Consider the following 23,905-nt stretch of genomic DNA (forward strand, 5'->3'; position numbering starts at 1 on the left):
CGCTCCGACGCCGGGGTAGCCCTTCTCGGGCTACCCCGTTTTCGTGCATGTGGCCGCTGCCGGTCCCCACTTCGCCCCACGTGCTCGCTGTAGCCGTCTGGCCTGCGGCGTTGTGCCCCCGCAGGCTGCGTCGAGGACGGGTGTGCGCCGAGACGAGGCGGATTTGGGGTGATCAGTGGGGACTCGGAGACACATTTTGCTATCAAATGGCGGGCTGTGGGGGATTGTGGGGTAAAGTGGCGGACAACGGAGCGACCGGGGCTCCGGAGTGAAGCGGAGGTGGCGAGATGTTTCTCGGCACCTACACGCCGAAACTCGATGACAAAGGGCGGCTCACGTTGCCCGCCAAGTTCCGCGACGCGCTGGCAGGAGGGTTGATGGTCACCAAGAGCCAGGACCACAGCCTCGCCGTGTACCCGCGCGCCGAGTTCGAGAAACTGGCGCGCCGGGCCTCGCAGGCTTCGCGGAGCAATCCGGACGCCCGCGCATTCCTGCGCAACCTGGCCGCCGCCACCGACGAGCAGCATCCCGACGGACAAGGCCGTATCACCCTGTCGGCCGACCACCGCCGCTACGCCAACCTGTCCAAGGACTGCGTGGTGATCGGCTCGGTCGACTACCTGGAGATCTGGGATTCGGCCGCCTGGCAGGAGTATCAGCAGACCCACGAAGAGAACTTCTCCGCGGCCACCGATGAAGCTCTGCACGACATCATCTGAATCGGCGGTGGACCGACGCAGACACCGACACCCGGCCCGTGCATCGCGGCCTCTGCCCGAACCGGCCCTGGCGTACTTCCCCAACGCCAGGTACGTGCTCTCGGACAGGGACCTCGGTGCAGGGGCGCGCTTCGGAGGCCTCGACGAAGGAGCGGTGATGGCCTCAGAACACGGACACGTTCCGGTCCTGCTCGACCGCTGCGTCGAACTCCTGCGGCCCGCGCTAACCCGGGTCTCGCCGAGTGGCGAGAGTGCCGTGCTGGTGGATGCGACGCTGGGCGCCGGTGGACACGCCGAGCGCTTCCTCACCGAACTGCCCGGTCTGCGTCTGATCGGCCTCGACCGCGACCCGGATGCACTGTGGATCGCAGGCGAGCGGTTGGCCCGGTTCGGCGATCGGGCGGTGCTGGTGCGGACCCGCTATGACGGCATCGGCACGGCGGTGCGCCAAACTATCGGTGCGCCAGGGCAAGTCGACGGTGTGCTGTTCGACCTCGGGGTGTCGTCCATGCAGCTGGACCGAGCCGAACGGGGCTTCTCGTACTCGTCGGACGCGCCGCTGGACATGCGGATGGACCCCGACGCCGGGTTGACCGCGGCCGAGGTCGTCAACACCTACGACGAGAAGAGCCTGAGCCGGGTGCTGCGTGAATTCGGCGAGGAGCGCTTCGCCGGGCGGATCGCGTCGGCCATCATCCGCCGTCGTGCCCGCCAGCCCTTCGCCACCACGGGTGACCTCGTCGAACTGCTCTACCAGGCCATCCCCGCTCCCGCCCGCCGCACCGGCGGGCACCCGGCCAAGCGCACGTTTCAGGCGCTGCGCATCGCCGTGAACGGGGAACTGGACTCGTTGCGCGCCGCGCTGCCCGCCGCTCTCGACGCGCTGACCCCCGGTGGCCGCATCGCGGTGATGGCCTACCAGTCGCTGGAGGACCGGATCGTCAAGGCCGCGTTCGCCGAAGCGACGGCGTCGCGCACACCGCATGGACTGCCCGTCGAACTGCCCGGCCACGAAGCGCCTTTCGTCGTCCTGACCCGCGGCGCCGAGCGCGCCACGACCCAAGAGATCGAACGAAATCCGCGTAGCGCGCCCGTGCGGCTACGAGCAATCGAGAAGCGGGGGTAGAGATCAATGGGTAAGCAGGGTAAGCAAGGCAAGCGCAGCGCATCGGCGCGCGGCGACGACGAGCGCCGCCGGTCCACGCGCACCGCCGCCCGCCGCTCGGGCGACGGGCAGACACGACGCAAGCCCGTCCGTGAGCCGCGGCCGAATCGGTCGGCGCCGCAGACCAACCCGATTCCGCGGCCGGTCGACAAGCCGGCCCGGCCGAAGAACACCTCGCAGGCCAAGGCCCGGGCCAAGGCGCGAAAGGCCAAGGCCCCGAAGGTAGTCCGGCCGCCGCTGCGCGAGCGGTTCGCCGTCAGACTGACCTCGATCGATCTCAATCCACGCACCCTGGTCGCCCGGGTGCCGTTCGTCGTGCTGGTGATCGGATCGCTGGGCATGGGTCTGGGCACCACCTTGTGGCTCTCGACCGATGCCGCCGAGCGGTCCTACCAGCTGGGCAATGCCCGCGAGACGAACCAGGCTCTGCTGCAACAGAAGGAGGCGCTGGAGCGCGACGTCCTCGAGGCACAGGCCGCGCCGGCGCTCGCCGAGGCGGCCCGCGAGCTCGGCATGATCCCATCCCGCGACACCGCGCACCTGGTGCAGGATCCCGCAGGCAACTGGATCGTGGTGGGGACACCGAAACCCGCCGAGGGTGTGCCGCCACCGCCGCTGAACACGCCGCTACCCGAGGAGGCTCCGCCGGCACCGCCCAGGCCGCCCGCGCCGCGCGTCGTCGAACCGCGCGAGCTCACCGTGCGGCTGCCCGGCAGCGCGGCATCCGCACCGGCGGCGCCGATCCCCGGCGCACCGGTCCTCGGCGCACCGGTCCCGGGCGGACCGGTCCAGGGCGCACCGGTCGCGCCCTCGGCGGTTCCGCCCGCGCTCGAGGTGCCGCATCAGTTGCCGAGCCAGCAGCCCGTACTCGGACTGGCGCCCGCCGCCGCGCCGCAGGTGGCGCCCGCCACGCCACCCGTCGACCCGGCCCAAGCCCCGCCACCTGTGCTGCCCGCGCCGCACCTGCCGGCACCGCAGGCGCTTCCGGGCCCCCTGCCCGGGGCCGAGCAGCTCACCACCGCCGCGCCCGCACCGGGCCCGGCGGCATGACCCGCGGCGAGCGGCAGCGCCGCGCACCCAACGCGTCCCGCGCCAACCGCACGAGTGCACAGGAGCGTCCTGCCAAGGCTCGCCGGACCCGGGCCCCGTCGACCGACGCCGGTTTGCGCAGCGCGTCTTTCTTGTTCCGGCACCGTGTCGGCAATGCGGCGATCTTCCTGGTACTCGTCGTCGCTGCAGGACAGCTGTTCAACCTCCAGGTGCCGCGTGCCGAGGGCCTGCGCGCCGAAGCCGCGGGCCAGCTCAAGGTCACCGACGTCCAGCAGGCGCTGCGCGGGTCGATCGTCGACCGCAACAACGACAAGCTGGCCTTCACGATCGAAGCCCGTGCGCTGACCTTTCAGCCGGTCAAGGTGCGCAAGCAACTCGAGGAGGCCTTCCAGAAAGGCGGGGCGAAACCCGATGAGGCGCCCGAACCTCAGCGCAGACTGCGCGACATCGCCGCCGAGGTGGCATCGAGGCTGAACAACAAACCCGACGCCGCGACCGTGCTCAAGAAGCTCAAGAGCGACGAGACGTTCGTCTACCTCGCCCGTGCCGTCGATCCGGCCGTCGCCGACGCGATCACCACCAAGTTCCCCGAGGTCGGCACGGAGCGCCAGGACCTGCGTCAGTACCCGGGCGGCTCGCTGGCGGCCAACATCATCGGCGGCATCGACTGGGACGGGCACGGTCTGCTGGGACTGGAGGATTCGCTCGACGCGGTGCTGGCCGGAACCGACGGCTCGATCACCTACGACCGCGGCAGCGACGGCGTGGTGATCCCGGGCAGCTACCGCAACCGCCACGACGCGGTCGACGGATCGACGGTGATGCTGACCCTCGACGACGACATCCAGTTCTACGTGCAGCAGCAGGTGCAGCAGGCGAAGAACGCCTCCGGTGCCAAGCACGTGTCGGCGGTGGTGCTGGACGCGAGAACCAGTGAGGTGCTCGCGATGGCCAACGACAACACCTTCGATCCGAGCCAGGACATCGGCAGGCAGGACCACCGCGAACTCGGCAACCCCGCGGTGTCGTCACCGTTCGAACCGGGTTCGGTCAACAAGGTAGTCACCGCCGCCTCTGTCATCGAGTACGGGCTGTCCAACCCCGACGAGGTGCTGCAGGTGCCGGGTTCCATCTCGATGGGCGGTGTCACCGTCGGCGACGCCTGGGAGCACGGCACCATGCCGTACACGACGACCGGCATCTTCGGGAAGTCGTCCAACGTGGGCACGCTGATGCTGGCCCAGCGGCTGGGCCCGGAACGGTTCTTCGACATGGTGCGCAAGTTCGGTCTCGGCCAGCGCACCGGTGTCGGCCTGCCGGGCGAGAGTGCGGGCCTGGTTCCCCCGATCGACCAGTGGTCGGGCAGCACGTTCGCCAACCTGCCTATCGGACAGGGTCTTTCGATGACACTGCTGCAGATGACCGGCATGTACCAGACCATCGCCAACGACGGTGTGCGCATCCCGCCGCGGATCGTCAAGACCTCGATCGCCCCGGACGGGACTCGCACCGACGAACCGCGGCCCGAGGGAGTCCGGGTGGTGTCGCCCCAGACCGCAAGGACCGTGCGCAACATGCTCCGGGCGGCCACCCAGCGTGACCCGATGGGCTACCAACAGGGCACCGGGCCGCAGGCCGCGGTCGAGGGGTATCAGATCGCCGGCAAGACCGGCACCGCCCAGCAGATCAACCCGGCGTGCGGGTGCTACTACAGCGACGTCTACTGGATCACCTTCGCCGGAATCGCCACGGCCGACGATCCGCGCTACGTGGTGGGCATCATGATGGACGCTCCGCACCGCGCCGCCGACGGCACACCGGGGTCGTCGGCTGCGCCGCTGTTCCACAACATCACGTCGTGGCTGCTGCAGCGCGAGAACGTGCCGTTGTCGCCCGATCCCGGCCCGCCGCTGACGCTTCAGGCGGACTGAGCGCGGCACGAACGCAGGCACCCGACCGGCGGTCGGTACTGTGTCATCGCCATGAACCTGCGCCCCAGCCACCCCGCCGGCCTCGCTCTCGGCGCGCTGGCCGAGCAGGTCAAGGCGGTGCCCGTGGCGGGCGGCGCGGCGTCGCACGTGCTCGTCACCGGAGTGACGTTGCGCAGCCAGCAGGTGCGGCCCGGTGATCTGTTCGCCGCGCTGGCCGGGGCGTCCTCGCACGGCGCCCACCATGCCGGGGAAGCCGTCGAGCGCGGTGCGGCGGCGGTGCTGACCGACGCGGCCGGAGCGGCTCACCTGGGCGCCGACATCCGGGTGCCGGTCGTGGTGCACGCCGAACCACGCTCGGTGCTGGGTGAACTCGCCGCGACGGTGTACGGGCGACCCTCGGAGCACCTGCGCGTCATCGGGGTCACCGGCACGTCGGGCAAGACCACGACGGCCTACCTGGCCGAGGCGGGCCTGCGGGCGGCCGATCGGGTCGCCGGCCTCATCGGGACGGTGGGAGTCCGCATCGACGGGCGTGACCTGCCCAGCGCACTGACCACGCCGGAGGCGCCCGACCTACAGGCGCTGCTGGCCATGATGGTCGAGGCGGGCGTGGACACCGTGGTGATGGAGGTGTCCAGTCACGCGCTGTCGCTGGGGCGCGTCGACGGGGTGCGCTTCGCGGTCGGCGGTTTCACCAACCTGTCGCGTGACCACCTCGACTTCCACCCGACCATGCAGGACTACTTCGCCGCCAAGGCGCGGCTGTTCGATCCGCAATCACCCACGCACGCAGACACATCGGTGGTGTGCGTGGACGACGACGCGGGCCGGCAGATGGCTCGGCTCGCGCACCGCGCGATCACCGTAAGCGCGGTCGGCCGCCACGCCGACTGGCAGGTGGAGGACGCGCGCACCGTCGAGCGCGGTGGTCAGGAGTTCACCGTGGCCGACCCGGCAGGGGTGCACCACGCGCTGCGGGTCGCGCTGCCGGGTCGTTTCAACGTGGCCAACTGCCTGCTCGCCGCGGCACTGCTCGACGTGGTCGGGGTGTCGCCGGAGCAGGCCGCTCCCGGCCTTCGGACCGCCACCGTGCCCGGTCGGCTCGAGCCGGTCGACCGCGGGCAGGGCTTTCTGGCGCTCGTCGACTACGCACACAAGCCCGGCGCGCTGCAGGCCGTGCTGGCGACCCTGCGCGCCCAGTGCGAGGGCAGGCTCGCCGTGGTGTTCGGCGCGGGCGGCAACCGGGACCCGGGTAAGCGCGCGCCGATGGGGCGCGTGGCCGCTGAGACCGCCGATCTGGTGGTGGTCACCGACGACAATCCTCGCGACGAGGATCCGGCCGCGATCCGGGCGGCGATCCTGACGGGCGCGTCTGCGGGTACCGCGCAGGTGATCGAGATCGGGGACCGGCGGGAGGCCATTGCCCACGCGGTCCGGTGGGCGCGGCCGGGCGATGTCGTGCTGGTCGCGGGCAAGGGCCACGAGGCAGGACAGACCAGCGGCGGGCAGACACGGCCGTTCGACGACCGAGACGAATTGGCCGGCGCACTGGAGGCAGCGGGGCAGCGCGGGTGATCGACCTGACCATCGCCCAGATCGCCGACATCGTCGGCGGCCGGCTCACCGACATCAGCGTCGAGGACGCCGCGGCCACCCGCATCACCGGGACCGTCGAATTCGATTCGCGGGCCGTCACGCCCGGCGGGCTGTTCCTGGCCCTGCCCGGCGCCCGCTCGGACGGACACGACTTCGCCGCGGCAGCTGTGCAGTCCGGTGCCGCGGCGGTTCTTGCGGCGCGACCGGTCGGGGTGCCCGCCATCGTCGTCGACCCGACGTCGGCGGCGGACCGGGGCGCCGGCGTGCTCGAGCACGACAGCGACGGGTCCGGCGCGGCCGTGCTGGCGGCGTTGGCGAAACTGGCCGCCGCGGTCGCAGGGGAACTGGTCGGGGGTGGGCTGACGATCGTCGGCATCACCGGGTCATCGGGCAAGACCTCGACCAAGGACCTGGTGGCCGCGGTGCTCGCCCCGCTCGGCGAGGTGATCGCTCCGCCCGGGTCGTTCAACAACGAACTCGGCCATCCGTGGACCGTGCTGCGTGCGACCCGGTCAACCGACTTCCTGGTGCTGGAGATGTCGGCACGGCACCGCGGAAACATCGCGGCGCTGGCCGCGATCGCCACTCCCTCGATCGGGGTGGTGCTCAACGTCGGCACCGCCCACCTCGGCGAGTTCGGCTCCCGCGAGGCGATCGCCGCCACCAAATCGGAGCTGCCGCAATCTGTTCCCGAGTCCGGTGCGGTGATCCTCAATGCCGACGACCCGGCGGTGGCCGCCATGGCCGACGTCACCCGGGCACGGGTGGTTCGGGTGTCGCGGAAGGCGCGCGACGCCGACCTGTGGGCCGAGGGGGTGACGCTCGACGCGCTGGCCCGGCCGCGGTTCACGCTGCACGCGCGCGGTGAGCAGACAAACGTGACCCTGGCCGTGCACGGTGACCACCAGGTGTCCAACGCACTGTGTGCGGCGGCCGTCGCGCTCGAATGCGGTGCATCGGGCGCGCAGATCGCCGCCGCCCTTGCCGCTGCGGGCCCGGTGTCTCGGCACCGTATGCAGGTGGTCTCCCGCGACGACGGCGTCACCGTCATCAACGACGCCTACAACGCCAACCCTGACTCGATGCGGGCCGGGCTCAAGGCGCTGGTCTGGATGGCGCGCGAAGGCGGGGCGGGACGCCGCAGCTGGGCCGTTCTTGGCGAGATGGCCGAGCTCGGCGACGACGCGATAACCGAGCACGACAGCATCGGTCGGCTGGCCGTGCGATTAGATGTGTCACGACTCGTCGTCGTCGGAACCGGGAGGGCTATGAGCGCCATGCACCACGGCGCGGTGATGGAGGGCTCGTGGGGCCCCGAGGCCACCATGGTCGCCGATGCGGACGCGGCGCTGGCCCTGTTGCGGGCCGAACTGCGGCCCTCCGATGTGGTGCTGGTCAAGGCCTCCAACGCGGCGGGCCTCGGCGCGCTGGCCGACGCGCTCGCCGCCGATCCCGGGGAATCCCGGGCATGAGGCAGATCCTCATCGCCGTCGGCATCGCGCTGACGGTCTCGATCCTGCTCACCCCTGCGTTGATCCGGCTGTTCACCCGGCAGGGGTTCGGCCACGAGATCCGCGAGGACGGGCCGCCGAGCCACCGCAAGAAGCGGGGCACGCCGTCGATGGGCGGGGTGGCGATCGTCGCGGGCATCTGGGCGAGCTATCTGGGCACCCACCTGGTGGGCGTGGTGATCGACGGCAAGGGTCCCTCGGCGTCCGGCCTGCTGGTGCTGTTCCTGGCCACCGCGCTCGGTGTGGTCGGCTTCGTCGACGACATGATCAAGCTGCGGCGCGCCCGCAACCTCGGGCTCAACAAGACCGCCAAGACCGTCGGCATCCTGGCCGCCGCGGTGATCTTCGGAGTGCTGGCCCTGCAGTTCCGCAACGCCGACGGGTTGACGCCGGGCAGCCCGGAGCTGTCCTACGTCCGCGAGATCGCCACCGTGACGATGCCGCCGGTGCTGTTCGTGCTGTTCTGCATCGTGGTGGTCAGCGCGTGGTCGAACGCGGTCAACTTCACCGACGGGCTGGACGGGCTGGCGGCCGGGGCGATGGCGATGGTGTGCGCGGCCTACGTGCTGATCACCTTCTGGCAGTTCCGCAACGCCTGCGCGACGAGCCCGGGACTGGGCTGCTACAACGTACGCGACCCGCTGGACCTGGCGATCATCGCCGCGGCCACGGCGGGGGCCTGTATCGGCTTCCTGTGGTGGAACGCCGCGCCGGCCAAGATCTTCATGGGCGACACCGGGTCGCTGGCGCTCGGCGGCATCATCGCCGGTCTGTCGGTGGCCAGCCGTACCGAGATGCTGGCCGTCGTGCTCGGCGCCCTCTTCGTCGCCGAGGTCGTCTCGGTCGTCGTGCAGATCATGGCGTTTCGCACCACCGGCCGGCGGGTGTTCCGGATGGCGCCGTTCCACCACCACTTCGAGCTGGTCGGCTGGGCCGAGACCACGGTGATCATCCGGTTCTGGCTGCTCACCGCCATCGCGTGCGGGCTAGGCGTCGCGCTGTTCTACAGCGAGTGGCTGACCACCGTCGGTGCCTGAGATGCGGTCCGGCGGGCAGGAGCGTAGCGACCGGGGAATGACCGAGCTGGACCCGCTGGCGCCGGGCGCCAGGGTGCTGGTCACCGGGGCCGGGATCACCGGCCGCTCGGTGAGTGCGGTGCTCGAGCCGACCGGGGTGCGGCTGACGATCTGCGACGACGATCCGCTGGCCCTGCAGCGACTCGTCACCCCGGCACAGGTCGTCACCACCGCGCAAGCCCGGGCGCACATCGGCGAATATGCGCTCGTCGTCACCAGCCCGGGCTTCTCGCCGAGCACGCCGGTGCTTGCCGCCGCCGCGGCCGCGGGCGTCCCGATCTGGGGTGACGTCGAACTCGCGTGGCGGCTGGACGCGGCGGGCTGGTTCGGCCCGCCACGGCGCTGGCTGGTGGTCACCGGCACCAACGGCAAGACCACCACCACCTCGATGCTGCACGCCATGCTGGTGGCCGCGGGTCGGCGGGCCGTGCTGTGCGGCAACATCGGCAACCCGGTGCTCGACGTGCTGCCCGAGCGGGCGGAACTGCTCGCGGTCGAACTGTCCAGCTTCCAGTTGCACTGGGCGCCGTCGCTGCGGCCGGACGCCGGGGTGGTGCTCAACGTCGCCGAGGACCACCTCGACTGGCACGGTTCCATGGCCGCCTACGCGCACGACAAGGCGCGGGTGCTCAACGGGCGGGTCGCCGTCGTCGGCCTCGACGACCCGGTCGCCTCGGGCCTGCTTGCCACTTCGACGGCCGACGTGCGCGTCGGCTTCCGGTTGGGCGAGCCCGCGGCCGGCGAACTCGGTGTGCTGGACGGCACGCTGGTCGACAACGCGTTCGGTGAGCGCGTCGGCCTCGCAGACGCGGCGTCGATCCCGGTCGCCGGACCCGTCGGCGTGCTCGACGCGCTGGGCGCCGCGGCGCTCGCGCGCGCCGCGGGAGTGCCCCCGGACCCCATCGCCAGGGCCCTGGCCGGGTTCGAGGTCGGCAGGCACCGCGCCGAGGTCGTCGACACCGTCGACGGGGTGACCTATGTGGACGACTCCAAGGCCACCAACCCGCATGCCGCGCAGGCATCGATCGCCGCCTATCCGCGGGTGGTCTGGATCGCCGGCGGGATGCTCAAGGGCGCCGCAGTCACCGAAATGCTCGCCTCGGTGAGAAACCGCCTGGTGGGAGCGGTGTTGCTGGGTAGCGACCGCGCGTTGGTCGCCGATGCGTTGGCGCGACACGCCCCGGATGTCCCGGTCGTTGAGGTTGTGACGGGGGAGGATTCTGGGGTGCAAGGGACAACTGGGGCAGATGTTAGTCCTGATACTCGTGTGATTCGGCTGTCCGGGCGACCGGACGGTGACACGATCATGGTCGCGGTGGTGACGGCCGCCCGCGACCTCGCCCGGCCGGGCGATGCGGTGCTGCTGGCGCCGGCGGGCGCTTCCTTCGATCAGTTCACCGGCTACAGCCACCGCGGCGACGCGTTCGCCGCGGCCGTGCGTGCGCTGCCGCGGTAAGCGCCGATGAGCAACATCCTGACCCGGTTGCGGCATCGCAGGACGGGCGCCCAGGACCAGCCTGCCGAGACCGTCGCCGAGCCCCGCGGGCCGCGCACCCGGTTCGGCGCATGGCTCGGCCGACCGATGACGTCGTTCCACCTGATCGTCGCCGTCGCTGCGCTGCTGACCTCGCTCGGGCTGACGATGGTGTTGTCCGCCTCGGGCGTCTACTCCTACGACACGGACGGCTCACCCTGGGTCGTGTTCGCCAAGCAGGTGATGTGGACGGTCGTCGGCCTGGTCGCTTTCTACGTCGCGCTGCGGGTGCGGGTGACCCTGCTGCGCAGCCTGGCGTTCGCCGGGTTCGCGTTCACCGTCGTGCTGCTGGTGCTGGTGCTGATCCCCGGCATCGGCACGGTGGCCAACGGGTCGCGAGGCTGGTTCGTGGTCGCCGGACTGTCCATGCAGCCCTCGGAGCTGGCCAAGATCGCCTTCGCCATCTGGGGTGCGCACCTACTGGCGTCGCGCCGGATGGAGCACGCGTCGCTGCGCGAGATGCTGATCCCGCTGGTGCCCGCCGCCTTCGTCGCGCTCGCGCTCATCGTCGCCCAGCCCGACCTGGGGCAGACCGTGTCGCTGGGCATCATCCTGCTCGGCCTGCTGTGGTACGCGGGCCTTCCGCTGCGGGTGTTCGCGTCCTCGCTGTTCATGGTCGTGGTGTCGGCGGCCGTGCTGGCCATGGCCGAGGGCTACCGGTCGGCGCGCGTGCAGTCCTGGCTGAACCCGGCAGCCGATGCGCAGGGATCCGGCTACCAGGCGCGTCAGGCCCGGTTCGCGCTGGCCAACGGGGGGATCTTCGGCGACGGACTGGGCCAGGGCTCGGCCAAGTGGAACTACCTGCCCAACGCGCACAACGACTTCATCTTCGCGATCATCGGTGAGGAACTCGGCTTCATCGGCGCCGCGGGCCTGCTGTGCCTGTTCGGGTTGTTCGCCTACACCGGTATGCGCATCGCGCGTCGCTCGGCCGACCCGTTCCTGCGCCTGCTGACCGCCACCGCGACCCTGTGGATCATGGGCCAGGTCTTCATCAACGTGGGCTACGTCGTGGGCCTGCTGCCGGTGACCGGCCTGCAGCTACCCCTGATCTCGGCCGGTGGAACCTCGACGGCGACAACGCTGTTCATGATCGGGCTGATGGCCAACGCGGCGCGCCACGAACCTGAGGCGGTGGCCGCGCTGCGCGCAGGCCGCGACGACCGGGTCAACAAGCTGCTGCGGCTGCCGCTGCCCGCGCCCTATGCGCCCACCAGGACGGAGGCGCTGCGTGAACGCCTGCGCACCCAGCGCGCGCCCAAGGCCGACCGCAAGAAGCCGCCGAAGCGGGCCGAGCGCCCCCAGCGTGGCCGCCCCGCCAAGCAGGGGGCAGCCCGCAAGCCGACCACCGACGAGCGTCGCAAACCCCATACGGCTGCCCGGGCCGGCCGGGCCTCAAGGCATCATGGAGGCGGCCGCCCGGAGAGGGGCAAGCGGCGCACATTGGAAGGTCAACGTTACGGGTGAGCGACACGGTGTCAGTGTCCGTGGTGCTCGCGGGTGGTGGCACCGCGGGGCACGTCGAACCGGCGATGGCGGTGGCCGATGCGCTCGCCGCCATCGACCCGGCCGTGCGCATCACCGCGCTGGGCACCGAGCGGGGGCTCGAGACCCGTCTGGTGCCCGAGCGGGGCTACCGACTCGAACTCGTCACCCCGGTCCCGCTGCCGCGCAGATTCTCCGGCGACCTGCTCCGCCTGCCGGCACGGGTGCGGCGCGCAGTCCGGGAGACGCGCGCGGTGCTCGATGAGGTCAGCGCCGACGTGATCGTCGGCTTCGGCGGTTACGTCGCGGTGCCGGCCTACCTGGCCGCCCGCGGTGGTCTGCGCCGCGACCGCGTGCCGGTGGTGGTGCACGAGGCCAACGCCAGCGCGGGGTGGGCCAACAAGCTCGGGGCGCGTGGTGCGCAGCGGGTGCTCGCCGCCGTCGCCGATCCCGGCCTGGGGCGCGTCGAGGTGGTCGGTGTGCCGGTGCGCGCGGCCATCACTTCGCTGGACCGGATCGCTCTGCGCGCGCAGGCCCGAGCCCACTTCGGCTTCGCCGACGACGCCCGCGTGCTGCTGGTCTTCGGCGGTTCGCAAGGGGCCCGGTCGCTCAACCGTGCCGTCGCGGGAGCTGCCAAAGACCTTGCAGCGGCGGGCATTTCGGTGCTTCACGCGCACGGGCCCAAGAACACCCTCGAGCTGCGTGAGCCGGCCGACGGGGACCCTCCCTACGTCGCGGTGCCCTATCTGAACAGGATGGACCTGGCATATGCCGCCGCCGACCTGGCGATCTGCCGGTCGGGGGCGATGACGGTGGCCGAACTGACGGCGATCGGCCTGCCCGCGGTGTACGTGCCGCTGCCGATCGGCAACGGCGAACAGCGGCTCAACGCGCTGCCGGTGGTCGAGGCCGGCGGTGGCCTGCTCGTCGACGATGCCGAGCTGTCGCCGGCATACGTCGCCGACACCGTCGCCGATCTGCTCACCGACACCGGCCGGCTGCAGACCATGACCGCGGCCGCCGCGCTGGCCGGCCACCGCGACGCGGCCCAGCGTGTCGCAGAGATCGCGCTCGACGTGGCTCGAAAGGCCAAGCGATGACCGGGAAGTCACCGGAACCGCTCGGCAGGCGCCACTGGGCACTGCCCGACGAGTTGGCGCGGGTGCACATGGTCGGCATCGGGGGAGCGGGCATGTCGGGTGTGGCGCGGATCCTGCTCGACCGCGGCGGGCTGGTGTCGGGTTCGGATGCCAAGGAGTCGCGCGCGGTGGCAGCCCTGCGGGCACGCGGCGCCGCGATCCGCATCGGCCACGACCCGTCGTCGTTGGACCTGCTGCCCGGCGGGCCGACCGCCGTCGTCACCACGCACGCCGCGATCCCGAAGACGAACCCCGAACTGGTCGAGGCACGCCGGCGCGGGATCCCGGTGATCCTGCGACCGGTGGTGCTGGCCAAGCTGATGGCCGGCCACACCACGCTGATGGTCACGGGAACGCACGGCAAGACCACCACCACCTCGATGCTCATCGTCGCGTTGCAGCACAGCGGCTTCGACCCCTCGTTCGCCGTCGGTGGTGACCTCGGCGAGGCGGGCACGAACGCCCACAACGGCAGCGGCGAGTGCTTCGTTGCCGAGGCCGACGAGAGCGACGGCTCGCTGCTGGAGTACACCCCAGACGTGGCCGTGGTCACCAACATCGAGGCCGACCACCTCGACTACTTCGGCAGCGCCGAGGCGTACAGCGCGGTGTTCGACGATTTCGTCGAGCGGCTCAAACCCGGTGGGGCAGTGGTGGTGTGCACCGATGACCCCGGAGCGGCCGAGCTGGCCGAGCGCACCGCGGAGCTGGGCATCCGGGTGCTGCGCTACGGAAGCGACCCGAGCCGGCCGCTGCAGGGCACGCTGTTGAGCTGGGAGCAGCACGACACCGGTGCCGTCGCCCACATCCAGCTCGCCGACGAGCCGTACCCGCGGGTGATGCGGCTGTCCGTCCCGGGCAGGCATATGGCGCTCAACGCCCTCGGAGCGGTCCTGGCCGCGGTCGACATCGGTGCACCCGTCGAGGCGGTGCTCGACGGGTTGTCCGGGTTCGAGGGGGTACGTCGGCGGTTCGAGTTGGTGGGCACCGCCAACGGCGTCCGCGTCTTCGACGATTACGCCCACCATCCGACCGAGGTGGGCGCCACCCTCAGCGCGGTGCGGACGGTGACCCAGCAGTCCGGCTGCGGTCGCGCCATCGTGGTGTTCCAGCCGCACTTGTATTCGCGCACAGAGGCTTTCGCCCGAGAATTCGGCCGGGCCCTGGACGGCGCCGACGAGGTGTTCGTGCTCGACGTCTACGCCGCGCGCGAACAGCCGATCGCGGGGATCAGCGGCGCGAGCGTCGCCGAGCACGTCACCGTCCCGGTCACCTACGTTCCCGACTTCTCGTCGGTCGCCGCACGTGTGGCCGAAGTGGCCGCGCCCAACGACCTCGTGGTCACCATGGGTGCCGGGGACGTCACGATGCTGGGGCCGGAAATCCTTGCCGCGCTGCGGGTCAAGGCCAACCGCAGTGCGCCGGGCCGACCCGGGGCCGGGATGCGATGACCGAACCGACCGACACCAACACCGGTCCGGCCGACCCGGCGGACCCGGCCGAGGTGAGCGAGGCCAGTGAGGCGGGGCCCGAGGCTGCCGCGGCGGCCGTCGACGTCGAGGGGCCTCGACGGCGGGCGCGCCGGGAGCGCGAGGAGCGCCGCCTCGCACAGGCGCGTGCCACGGCGATCGAGCAGGCCCGCCGGGAAGCCAAGCGGCGCTCGCTGGGCGGGCCTGCCGAGGAGCCCAAGCGGGTCAATGGTGCGGTCCGCGGGCTGAAGGTGCTGATGTGGTCGGCGCTGGTCAGCGTGATCGTCGTCGGACTCGGCCTGCTGCTGTACTTCACGCCGATCATGTCGGTGCGCAACACCGTGGTCGCCGGCCTCGGCGTGCTGACACAGGAGGAGGTCGTCACCGTGGCGGCCGTCCCGCCCGGCACACCGTTGTTGCAGGTGGACACCGACGCGGTGGCCGAGCGGGTGGCCGGCATCCGCCGGATCGCCAGCGCCCGCGTGCAGCGGCAGTACCCGTCGACGCTGCGGATCACGGTGGTGGAGCGGGTGCCCGTCGTGGTCAAGGATTTTCCCGACGGACCGCACCTGTTCGACCGCGACGGCGTGGATTTCGCCATCGGCCCGCCGCCGCCGGGCGTGCCCTACCTCGACGTCGAGAACCCCGGGCCCGACGATCCGCCCACCAGGGCCGCCTTGGAGGTGATGACGTCGTTGCGCCCGGAGGTCGCCACGCAGGTGGCCCGCGTCGCGGCGCCGTCGGTCGCGGCGATCACCCTGCAACTCGTCGACGGGCGACAGGTGGTGTGGGGGACCACCGACCGCACCGAGGAGAAGTCCGCCAAACTCGGGGCGCTGCTCACCCAGCCCGGCCGCACGTACGACGTGTCGAGCCCGGACCTGCCAACCGTGAAATAGCCGAAAATCTCGCGATGCGCGTCGGCGCGCCTGCGCCGCAACGGCGGGACCTCGCCCTACCGTTCTGGTTGCGCGGAACAACTTGACATAACTATAACCCTCTTGTTGAGGTTTAGGGTTTGCCAACTGATCGGCGTGTCGTCAGACAACTGGGAGGAAGGGCGATCGCGATGACCCCGCCACACAACTATCTCGCCGTCATCAAGGTGGTCGGCATCGGCGGCGGCGGCGTCAACGCCGTCAACCGGATGATCGAGCAGGGTCTCAAGGGCGTCGAGTTCATCGCCATCAACACCGACGCGCAAGCGCTGTTGATGAGCGACGCCGACGTCAAGCTCGACGTCGGTCGCGACTCGACCCGGGGCCTGGGCGCCGGCGCCGACCCCGAGGTCGGCCGCAAGGCCGCCGAGGACGCCAAGGACGACATCGAGGAGCTGCTGCGCGGCGCCGACATGGTGTTCGTCACCGCCGGCGAGGGCGGTGGGACCGGCACCGGCGGAGCGCCCGTGGTCGCATCGATCGCACGCAAGCTCGGCGCGCTGACCGTCGGCGTGGTCACGCGGCCCTTCTCCTTCGAGGGCAAGCGGCGAAGCAACCAGGCCGAGAACGGCATTCAATCGTTGCGGGAAAGCTGCGACACGCTGATCGTGATCCCCAACGACCGGTTGCTGCAGATGGGCGACGCCGCGGTGTCGCTGATGGACGCGTTCCGAAGCGCCGACGAGGTGCTGCTGAACGGCGTGCAGGGCATCACCGACCTGATCACCACACCAGGCCTGATCAACGTGGACTTCGCCGACGTCAAAGGCGTGATGAGCGGTGCGGGCACCGCGCTGATGGGCATCGGGTCTGCCCGCGGGGACGGACGCGCGCTCAAGGCGGCCGAGATAGCGATCAACTCGCCCCTGCTGGAGGCGTCCATGGAGGGCGCCCAGGGCGTGCTGTTGTCCGTAGCGGGCGGCAGCGACCTCGGGTTGTTCGAGATCAACGAGGCCGCCTCGCTGGTGCAGGACGCCGCCCATCCCGACGCGAACATCATCTTCGGCACGGTCATCGACGACTCGCTGGGTGACGAGGTCCGGGTCACGGTGATCGCGGCCGGCTTCGACTCCGCGGGGCCGGGACGCAAGCCGGTGGTCGGTGCCGGCGAGTCGCAGGGCCAGGGCATCGCCCCGGGCAAGGCGGGCAAGGTGACGTCGTCGCTGTTCGAGCCCACGGATCCGGCCAGCGTGCCGGTGCACACCAACGGTGCGACGGTCAGCATCGGCGGGGACGGCCGCGATGACGGGGGCATCTCCGATGACGACGTCGACGTGCCGCCGTTCATGCGTCACTAGACGTGCCCCGGCTCTTCGGCCCGGCGGCGCGTCGGCGGCGATACTGGCGACCGTGACCCTTCGGATACGTCGAGTGACCACCACCCGCGCCGGAGGTGTGTCCGCGCCGCCGTTCGACGCGTTCAACCTGGGTGACCATGTCGGCGACGACCCGTCCGCCGTCGGGACGAACCGTAAGAGGCTGAGCACCGCGATCGGATTGGGTGACGATGAAATCGTCTGGATGAATCAAGTGCACAGCGATCACGTCGTTGTGGTGGACGAACCCCGCGACGCGCCGGTCGACAATACTGACGCTTTGGTTACTAATCGGCGGCGGTTGGCTCTGGCGGTGGTCACCGCCGATTGCGTGCCGGTATTAATGGGCGACGCCCGCGCCGGTGTGGTGGCCGCCGCGCACGCCGGTCGGGTCGGCGCGGCCCACGGCATCGTGGTCCGCACGGTGGAGGCGATGCGGGAGCTGGGCGCGCATCCCGAAGACATCTCGGCGCTGCTGGGGCCCGCCGTCAGCGGACACAACTACGAGGTTCCCGAAGCGATGGCCGCCGAGGTTGAGGCCGCGCTGCCGGGCAGTCGAACCACGACAGGGAAGGGCACACCCGGACTCGACCTGCGGGCCGGAATCGTAAGGCAGCTCGCAAGTTTGGGCATCAAAGCCGTCGACGTGGATCCGCGTTGCACCGTGGCGGACCGCTCGCTGTTCAGTCACCGCCGCGACGCGCCGACGGGTCGTCTGGCCTCGCTGGTGTGGATGGAGTGACGACCGCCGTGGTGACGACTCGCGAGCAGGAACTGGCCGAGGCGCTGGCGGCCGTGCGTTCGCGGTTGACCGCGGCCGCCGACGCCGCCGGGCGCGATGCCGGAGAAATCGAATTACTCCCGGTCACGAAATTCTTTCCGGCCGAAGACATTGTTATTCTGCGCCGATTGGGATGCGCGTCATTCGGCGAATCACGCGAACAGGAGGCGTCCAATAAAGTCGCCCGAATCGGCGAATTGCGCGACGTGCAACCGATTCGCTGGCACATGGTAGGGCGAATTCAGCGCAATAAGGCACGCGCGGTCGCGGGCTGGGCGTATGCCGCGCATTCGGTGGACAACCGCAAGCTGATCGATGCGCTGGACCGGGCGTCGGGCGAGGCGCTGGGCGACGGGCGACGGACCGACCCACTGCGGGTCTTCATCCAGGTGAGCCTCGACGGCGACGACAAGCGCGGAGGTGTGGACGTCGGCAACCCGGAGGCGATCGACGAGATGTGTGCCGCCGCGCACGCCGCCGCCGGTCTCGAGTTCGTCGGTTTGATGGCCATTCCGCCGCTCGGTGCCGACGCCGACGAAGCGTTCGCGCGCCTGAAGGCCGAGCACCAACGCGTCCAGACGTCCTACCCTCAGCGCCTCGGCCTCTCGGCGGGCATGTCGAGCGACCTCGAGTCGGCGGTCGAACACGGCTCGACGTGTGTGCGTGTCGGTACCGCGTTATTGGGTGAACGTCCCTTACCGTCACCAGGAGTAGTCACTCCAGTCACATCTTCATCACAGGCACCAGAGTCCAAGGTCATCAGAAGGGTCGAGCGATGAGCACACTTCATAAGGTCAAGGCCTACTTCGGTATGGCTCCGATGGACGACTACGACGACGAGTACTACGAGGACGACGAGCGCGGTCCCGTCCGCGGCTACGCTCGCCGCAGCCGAGAGGATCGCTTCGAGGAGGACGGCTACCTCGACCGCGCCGGTCCGGGTCTGCGGGGCTACGACGACCGCGACTACGACGACGCCCCGACGGGGTACCGCGGCGGCTACCACGACGAGCGCTTCGAGCCCCGGCCGCGGTTGCCGCGTGAGTTCGACCGGCCCGCACCCCGGCTCGGCGGGATGCGTGGCGCCACCCGCGGTGCGCTGGCCATGGACCCGCGCCGGATGGCCGAGTTGTTCGAAGCGGGCAGTCCGCTGTCGAAGATCACCACGCTGCGGCCCAAGGACTACAGCGAAGCCCGCACCATCGGTGAGCGCTTCCGCGACGGCACCCCGGTGATCATGGACCTGGTCTCCATGGACAACGCCGATGCCAAGCGACTGGTCGACTTCGCCGCCGGTCTGGCGTTCGCATTGCGGGGCTCGTTCGACAAGGTCGCCACCAAGGTGTTCCTGTTGTCGCCCGCCGATGTGGACGTGACGGCCGAGCAGCGCCGCCGCATCGCCGAGGCCGGCTTCTACGCCTATCAGTAGGTCGGCGGCACGGACGGGTAGGCTGGCGTGGCCCCTCGGCGCCGCGGCTGTGAGGGGCTGTATCTAATGTCACACCCCTGCCCGTAGTGAGGTCGGCTTAGTTGTCGCTCTTCTTCGAAATCCTGGGTTTCGCGCTGTTCGTGTTCTGGCTGCTGCTTATCGCCCGGGTCGTCGTCGAGTTCATCCGGTCCTTCTCCCGGGACTGGCATCCGAAGGGCGCCACGGTGGTGATCCTGGAGGTCATCATGACGCTCACCGACCCGCCCGTGAAGCTGCTGCGCCGGATCATTCCGCAGCTCACGATAGGTGCGGTCCGGTTCGACCTGTCGATCATGGTGCTGTTGCTCGTCGCATTCATCGGCATGCAACTGGCGTTCGGCGCCGCGGCCTAGCCGGCTGCGGCGCGCACCCGTTCGTCGTTTCCGGCGACCGTTTGCCGGTGTCGTTTACTGGCCACCGAATCGTGTCAGCGACCGCGGCAATGGCACGGGAATGGCCCGGCAATCTTGAAATTCGATCTTATTTCTCCGCCTCTCCTGCAACGGCCGCGTCTGGTGTGACAGGATGGACGCCAGTTACGTTCCAGTAAGGCCTTACACTTTGCAGATCGGTTGACGGTCCAGACTCCAAGGGGGCAGACAATGCCGCTCACACCAGCTGACGTCCATAATGTCGCGTTCAGCAAGCCGCCCATCGGCAAGCGTGGCTACAACGAGGACGAGGTCGACGCCTTCCTCGATCTGGTGGAGAACGAGCTGACTCGTCTCATCGAGGAGAACACCGACCTGCGTCAGCGCGTTGCCGAACTGGACCAGGAACTGTCCAGCGCCGGCTCCGGCGGCGGGGGACAGTCGACTCAGTCCATCCCCGTTTACGAACCGGCCCCGGAGCCGACGCCGCAGCCCGCTGCGCCACAGCCCACATACGAGGCGCCGTCCCCGCAGCAGAGCGAGGAGCAGGCGCTCAAGGCCGCCAAGGTGCTCAGCCTGGCTCAGGACACGGCCGACCGGTTGACCAGCACCGCCAAGGCCGAGTCGGACAAGCTGCTCGCCGATGCGCGCGCACAGGCCGACGCGATGGTCAGCGAGGCCCGACAGACCGCCGAAACCACCGTCGCCGAGGCGCGTCAGCGCGCCGACGCCATGCTGGCCGACGCCCAGTCCCGGTCCGAGGCGCAGTTGCGTCAGGCCCAGGAGAAGGCCGACGCACTGCAGGCCGACGCCGAGCGTAAGCACTCCGAGATCATGGGCACCATCAACCAGCAGCGCACCGTGCTGGAGGGCCGCCTCGAGCAGCTGCGCACCTTCGAGCGCGAATACCGCACCCGGCTCAAGACATACCTGGAATCGCAGCTCGAGGAACTCGGCCAGCGCGGTTCGGCCGCGCCCGTCGACTCAAGCGCAGGCAATGACGGTGGCGGCTTCAACCAGTTCAACCGGGGAAACAACTAGGCCGCCGCGCTCGCGCCCGGCGACCTAAGGTTGATCAATGCTGATTGTTGCGCTCGTCCTCGCCGTCATCGGCCTAGCCGCGCTGGTAACTGCGGTCGTGACCAGCAATGAACTGATCGCCTGGGTATGCATCGGCGCCAGCGTGATCGGTGTGCTGCTGCTCATCGTCGACGCGGTGCGGGAGCGCTCGGCCGGGCGCCGCGGCGGAGACACCGCGGCCGAGGCCGATGTCCAGGCCGATGCCGAACCGCAGTACTACGAGGACTATCCCGAGGACGACGCCACCGTCGCAGCCGAATCGAACGACGAAGCGGAGACCTCGGTCGTCGAGCAGGCCCGCGAAGATTCTCCCGACCCGGCCCCGGAGGATTCTCGCGACGATGTCTCCGGCGAGGAGCGCTCCCGCTAAACCGTTGGCGTGGACAGCAATTCGCGTACCTCGTCGTCGGTGACCTGGTGGAAGTCCTCGAAGACCTGCCCGACGGCCTCGAAGCCCGGCGGCATGGTGGCGCACACCACCTCGTCGGCCTCGCGCGCCAGCTCCCGACACGCTGACGCCGGTCCCACCGGCACCGCCACGACCACTTGCGACGGTCCGTAGGCGCGCACCGCCCGCACCGCGGCGAGCATGCTCGCGCCGGTGGCGATCCCGTCATCGACGAGGATCGTCACCCGCCCGGCGACGTCGGCGGGGGGCCGGTCGCCGCGATAGGCCCGCTCACGGCGGTGCAATTCCTCGGTTTCGCGAGCGATCGCGGATTGCAGCGCTTCGTCGGTGATGCCGAGGCTGCGCACCAGGCTGTCGTTGACCACCACGCCACCGCCGCTGGCCAGGGCGCCCATCGCCAGCTCCTCCCACTGCGGCACCCCCAGCTTGCGGACCAGGAAGACATCCATCTGGGCGCGCAACGCCCGGGCGACCTGCCAGGCCACCGGCACGCCACCGCGCGCCAAGCCCAATACCACGGCGTCTTGGTCGCGGTAGGCCGTCAACTCCTCGGCCAGGACCTCACCGGCCTCGCGGCGGTCCCGAAACACGCGTCTGGCTTCTCGGCGGGCCAGTCCACTCCATCCGCTCATCACTCAAAATCCCCGGTGTGTGCGACTTCCTCGAGCCTACGACCGCGAGTACCCGAACCGGACGCAATCCATCAGCGTGACGACTACGAATATCGGTAACGAGGGCGGCGGAAACGGAGGAACCATGGGCATCGAATACGAGAGCACCATCGGACACCCGGTGGGCGAGGTGTTCGCCTGGCACACCCGGCCCGGCGCGATGCGGCGACTGGTCCCGCCGTGGCAGCCGATGACCGTGGTGTCAGAGACCGAATCACTGGCCGACGGCCAGGCGGTGCTCGGGCTCCCCGGCGGCCTGCGCTGGGTGGCCCAGCATGATCCGGCCGGTTTCGACCCGCCCCACCGCTTCGTCGACGTGCTTTCGTCGGACGGCCCCACGTCATGGCCGCCGCGACTCGTCAGCCGGTGGACCCACACCCACACCTTCGACGAGGTGCCCGGCGGCACGCGGGTCCGCGACCGCGTCGAGACCCCGGTGCCGGGCGCGGCGCTGCGGCCGACGTTCGTATACCGGCACCGCCAGCTCGCCGACGACCTGGCCGCGCACCGCAACGCCGCCCAGGCCGGGCTGAGCTCGCTCGTCATCGCGGTCACCGGCGCGTCGGGCCTCGTCGGCTCGGCGTTGACGGCGTTCCTGACCACCGGTGGGCACCGGGTGATCTCGCTGGTGCGGGGTCCGGCGCAGGACAAGGACGAGCGCCAGTGGAACCCCGACCGGCCCGCGGCCGACCTGCTGACCGGGGTGGACGCAGTGGTGCACCTGGCCGGGGCCTCGATCGCGGGCCGCTTCACCCAGCGCCACAAGGAGGCGATCCGCGCCAGCCGTATCGAGCCGACCCGCCGGCTGGCCGAAGCCGCGGCAACGGCGACGGACGGTCCACGCGTGTTCGTCAGCGCCTCGGCGGTCGGCATCTACGGCTACGACCGAGGCGATGCGGTGCTCTGCGAGGACAGCGTCCGCGGCGACGGGTTCCTCGCCGAAGTGGTGTCGGACTGGGAGGCCGCGACCGAACCCGCAAGCGCCGCGGGCCTGCGGGTGGTCAACGTCCGCACCGGCATCGTGCAGTCCTCACGCGGCGGCACCCTGCGGTTGATGCGACCGCTGTTCGCGGCCGGACTCGGTGGCCGTTTGGGCAGCGGCCGCCAGTGGCTTGCCTGGATCGGGCACGACGACCTGCTCGACGTGTACCACCGGGCGCTCTACGACGACAGGCTCAGCGGCCCGGTCAACGCCGTCGCGCCCGAGCCGGTGCGCAACGCCGACTACACGAAGGCATTGGCTGGCGTGCTGCACCGCCCCGCGATCGTGCCGGTGCCTTCGTTCGGGCCGCGGCTACTGCTCGGCTCGCAGGGAGCCCGTGAGCTCGCCGAAGCCAACCAGCGCGTCGTGCCGACGAAGCTGCAGGCGCTGGGGCACCGGTTCCGCCGCCCGGCCATCGAGGACGCCCTGGCTCACGAACTCGGGCACGGCTGACGCACGACCCGGGTCACGAACCCGTGCACCAGCCGCCGTACCCGCTGTGCCGCATCGGCGCCGAGTTGGAAAGTGCGCGAACGGAGTTCGTCGTGCGTGGCACCGAATCCGACGACCTCTCCGTCGCGGTCGTCGGCCAGCCACAGCTCCAGCAGCCGATGGTCGACCTCCGGGTGGAACTGCAGCGCGAGGCTGCGTCCGAGCAGGAACGCCTGGGAGGCGTCGGCGGTTCGGGCCAGTTCCACCGCGCCGGGCGGCAACGTCCAGCGGTCGAAGTGCCACTGGAACCACGGCCCGCCGGGTACCACGTCGGGCCGGTCGCTTGTGACGTCGTACCAGCCGATCTCGGGGGCCGTCGATCGGGTGACGGTGCCGCCGAACGCCTGCGCGAGGAGTTGGCCGCCGAAGCACACTCCGAGGACCGCGACGCCGGCCGCGGCGGCGTCGCGCACCATCGCCATCTCGGCGTCGACCCAGGTGCGGCGTAGCGCCTCGTCATAGACGGGCCATCGCGCGCCGAGCGGCACGATCACGTCGTAGCGAGCCGGGTCGGGGAAGGTGACTTCACCCGCGGGGGAGTCGATTCGCTCGGCGGGCACCACTTCGAATGTGTCGACGTCGAAACCGTGTTCGGCGAAGGCCTCACCGAGCAGACCCTCGGTCGCCAGGTGCTCGTTGTAGAGGAACAGAACCGTCGACGTCATCTGCACATTATTTCGGCGGGGCGAACCGAGGGCGCTGCCGGTGGATAAATTGACGTC

22 protein-coding genes are annotated in these 23,905 nt (G+C 70.4%); 20 read left to right on the forward strand and 2 right to left on the reverse strand.

Translation table 11 applies throughout. The features are described from left to right. Nucleotides 1-287: 287 nt before the first annotated feature. The 19 genes from mraZ to K3G64_RS18630 all read left to right on the forward strand — a co-directional run bounded on the left by mraZ (nt 288) and on the right by K3G64_RS18630 (nt 20,999). Nucleotides 288-719, forward strand: a complete 432-nt coding sequence (gene mraZ / locus K3G64_RS18540; RefSeq protein ID WP_238886377.1) for a division/cell wall cluster transcriptional repressor MraZ — start codon at nt 288-290, stop codon at nt 717-719. Next, nucleotides 694-1,845, forward strand: coding sequence for a 16S rRNA (cytosine(1402)-N(4))-methyltransferase RsmH (gene rsmH / locus K3G64_RS18545; RefSeq protein ID WP_370646988.1), 1,152 nt, complete (start codon nt 694-696; stop codon nt 1,843-1,845). Before mraZ ends, rsmH begins: the two co-directional genes overlap by 26 nt. A 6-nt stretch (nt 1,846-1,851) precedes the next feature. After that, nucleotides 1,852-2,934: a hypothetical protein gene (locus tag K3G64_RS18550; protein ID WP_238886380.1), complete on the forward strand. Its 1,083-nt coding sequence runs from the start codon at nt 1,852-1,854 to the stop codon at nt 2,932-2,934. Then, nucleotides 2,931-4,865 carry a peptidoglycan D,D-transpeptidase FtsI family protein gene (locus K3G64_RS18555; protein ID WP_238886381.1) on the forward strand — a complete coding sequence of 645 codons (1,935 nt, stop codon included), beginning with the start codon at nt 2,931-2,933 and terminating at the stop codon, nt 4,863-4,865. Before K3G64_RS18550 ends, K3G64_RS18555 begins: the two co-directional genes overlap by 4 nt. A gap of 51 nt (nt 4,866-4,916) precedes the next feature. After that, a complete protein-coding gene (locus K3G64_RS18560) occupies nt 4,917-6,440 on the forward strand; it encodes a UDP-N-acetylmuramoyl-L-alanyl-D-glutamate--2,6-diaminopimelate ligase (RefSeq protein ID WP_238886382.1) in 1,524 nt (507 codons plus the stop codon). After that, the gene (locus tag K3G64_RS18565) at nt 6,437-7,933 is read left to right on the forward strand and encodes a UDP-N-acetylmuramoyl-tripeptide--D-alanyl-D-alanine ligase (protein ID WP_238886383.1); all 1,497 of its coding nucleotides are present in this window, start codon (nt 6,437-6,439) and stop codon (nt 7,931-7,933) included. The genes K3G64_RS18560 and K3G64_RS18565 overlap by 4 nt, the downstream gene beginning before the upstream one ends. Further along, nucleotides 7,930-9,009, forward strand: coding sequence for a phospho-N-acetylmuramoyl-pentapeptide-transferase (gene mraY, locus K3G64_RS18570; protein ID WP_238886384.1), 1,080 nt, complete (start codon nt 7,930-7,932; stop codon nt 9,007-9,009). The genes K3G64_RS18565 and mraY overlap by 4 nt, the downstream gene beginning before the upstream one ends. A 37-nt stretch (nt 9,010-9,046) precedes the next feature. Then, complete coding sequence (murD, locus tag K3G64_RS18575; protein ID WP_238886385.1) at nt 9,047-10,504, forward strand: UDP-N-acetylmuramoyl-L-alanine--D-glutamate ligase; 1,458 nt, start codon at nt 9,047-9,049, stop codon at nt 10,502-10,504. A 6-nt stretch (nt 10,505-10,510) separates the two neighbouring features. Continuing rightward, the gene (gene ftsW / locus K3G64_RS18580; RefSeq protein WP_238886386.1) at nt 10,511-12,049 is read left to right on the forward strand and encodes a putative lipid II flippase FtsW; all 1,539 of its coding nucleotides are present in this window, start codon (nt 10,511-10,513) and stop codon (nt 12,047-12,049) included. A 65-nt stretch (nt 12,050-12,114) separates the two neighbouring features. After that, nucleotides 12,115-13,167 carry an undecaprenyldiphospho-muramoylpentapeptide beta-N-acetylglucosaminyltransferase gene (gene murG / locus K3G64_RS18585; RefSeq protein ID WP_238950802.1) on the forward strand — a complete coding sequence of 351 codons (1,053 nt, stop codon included), beginning with the start codon at nt 12,115-12,117 and terminating at the stop codon, nt 13,165-13,167. After that, entirely contained in the window at nt 13,164-14,657 is a 1,494-nt protein-coding gene (gene murC, locus K3G64_RS18590) for a UDP-N-acetylmuramate--L-alanine ligase (protein ID WP_238886388.1), read from the forward strand. Before murG ends, murC begins: the two co-directional genes overlap by 4 nt. After that, complete coding sequence (locus tag K3G64_RS18595) at nt 14,654-15,574, forward strand: cell division protein FtsQ/DivIB (RefSeq protein WP_238886390.1); 921 nt, start codon at nt 14,654-14,656, stop codon at nt 15,572-15,574. Before murC ends, K3G64_RS18595 begins: the two co-directional genes overlap by 4 nt. Nucleotides 15,575-15,744: 170 nt before the next feature. Beyond that, the gene (gene ftsZ / locus K3G64_RS18600; protein ID WP_238886392.1) at nt 15,745-16,911 is read left to right on the forward strand and encodes a cell division protein FtsZ; all 1,167 of its coding nucleotides are present in this window, start codon (nt 15,745-15,747) and stop codon (nt 16,909-16,911) included. Between the two features lie 52 nt (nt 16,912-16,963). Continuing rightward, a complete protein-coding gene (gene pgeF, locus K3G64_RS18605; protein ID WP_238886394.1) occupies nt 16,964-17,671 on the forward strand; it encodes a peptidoglycan editing factor PgeF in 708 nt (235 codons plus the stop codon). Next, nucleotides 17,668-18,489, forward strand: a complete 822-nt coding sequence (locus tag K3G64_RS18610) for a YggS family pyridoxal phosphate-dependent enzyme (RefSeq protein WP_238950804.1) — start codon at nt 17,668-17,670, stop codon at nt 18,487-18,489. The genes pgeF and K3G64_RS18610 overlap by 4 nt, the downstream gene beginning before the upstream one ends. After that, complete coding sequence (locus K3G64_RS18615) at nt 18,486-19,139, forward strand: cell division protein SepF (protein WP_238886396.1); 654 nt, start codon at nt 18,486-18,488, stop codon at nt 19,137-19,139. Before K3G64_RS18610 ends, K3G64_RS18615 begins: the two co-directional genes overlap by 4 nt. Before the next feature lie 101 nt (nt 19,140-19,240). Then, nucleotides 19,241-19,531, forward strand: coding sequence for a YggT family protein (locus tag K3G64_RS18620; protein ID WP_238886397.1), 291 nt, complete (start codon nt 19,241-19,243; stop codon nt 19,529-19,531). Nucleotides 19,532-19,780: 249 nt separating this feature from the next. Next, the gene (gene wag31, locus K3G64_RS18625) at nt 19,781-20,590 is read left to right on the forward strand and encodes a DivIVA-like cell division protein Wag31 (RefSeq protein ID WP_238886398.1); all 810 of its coding nucleotides are present in this window, start codon (nt 19,781-19,783) and stop codon (nt 20,588-20,590) included. A gap of 37 nt (nt 20,591-20,627) precedes the next feature. Beyond that, a complete protein-coding gene (locus K3G64_RS18630; protein WP_238886399.1) occupies nt 20,628-20,999 on the forward strand; it encodes a DUF308 domain-containing protein in 372 nt (123 codons plus the stop codon). On the opposite strand, the gene K3G64_RS18635 is transcribed toward K3G64_RS18630, so the two are convergent. Continuing rightward, a complete protein-coding gene (locus K3G64_RS18635; RefSeq protein WP_238886400.1) occupies nt 20,996-21,670 on the reverse strand; it encodes a phosphoribosyltransferase in 675 nt (224 codons plus the stop codon). The genes K3G64_RS18630 and K3G64_RS18635 overlap by 4 nt on opposite strands. Nucleotides 21,671-21,794: 124 nt before the next feature. Between K3G64_RS18635 and K3G64_RS18640 the strand changes: the two genes are divergently transcribed. Beyond that, complete coding sequence (locus K3G64_RS18640) at nt 21,795-23,144, forward strand: TIGR01777 family oxidoreductase (protein ID WP_238886401.1); 1,350 nt, start codon at nt 21,795-21,797, stop codon at nt 23,142-23,144. On the opposite strand, the gene K3G64_RS18645 is transcribed toward K3G64_RS18640, so the two are convergent. Continuing rightward, nucleotides 23,123-23,848, reverse strand: coding sequence for a type 1 glutamine amidotransferase (locus K3G64_RS18645; protein ID WP_238886402.1), 726 nt, complete (start codon nt 23,846-23,848; stop codon nt 23,123-23,125). The genes K3G64_RS18640 and K3G64_RS18645 overlap by 22 nt on opposite strands. Nucleotides 23,849-23,905 lie beyond the last annotated feature (57 nt).

This window comes from Mycobacterium sp. IDR2000157661 (assembly GCF_022317005.1).
Taxonomy (GTDB): Bacteria; Actinomycetota; Actinomycetes; order Mycobacteriales; family Mycobacteriaceae; genus Mycobacterium.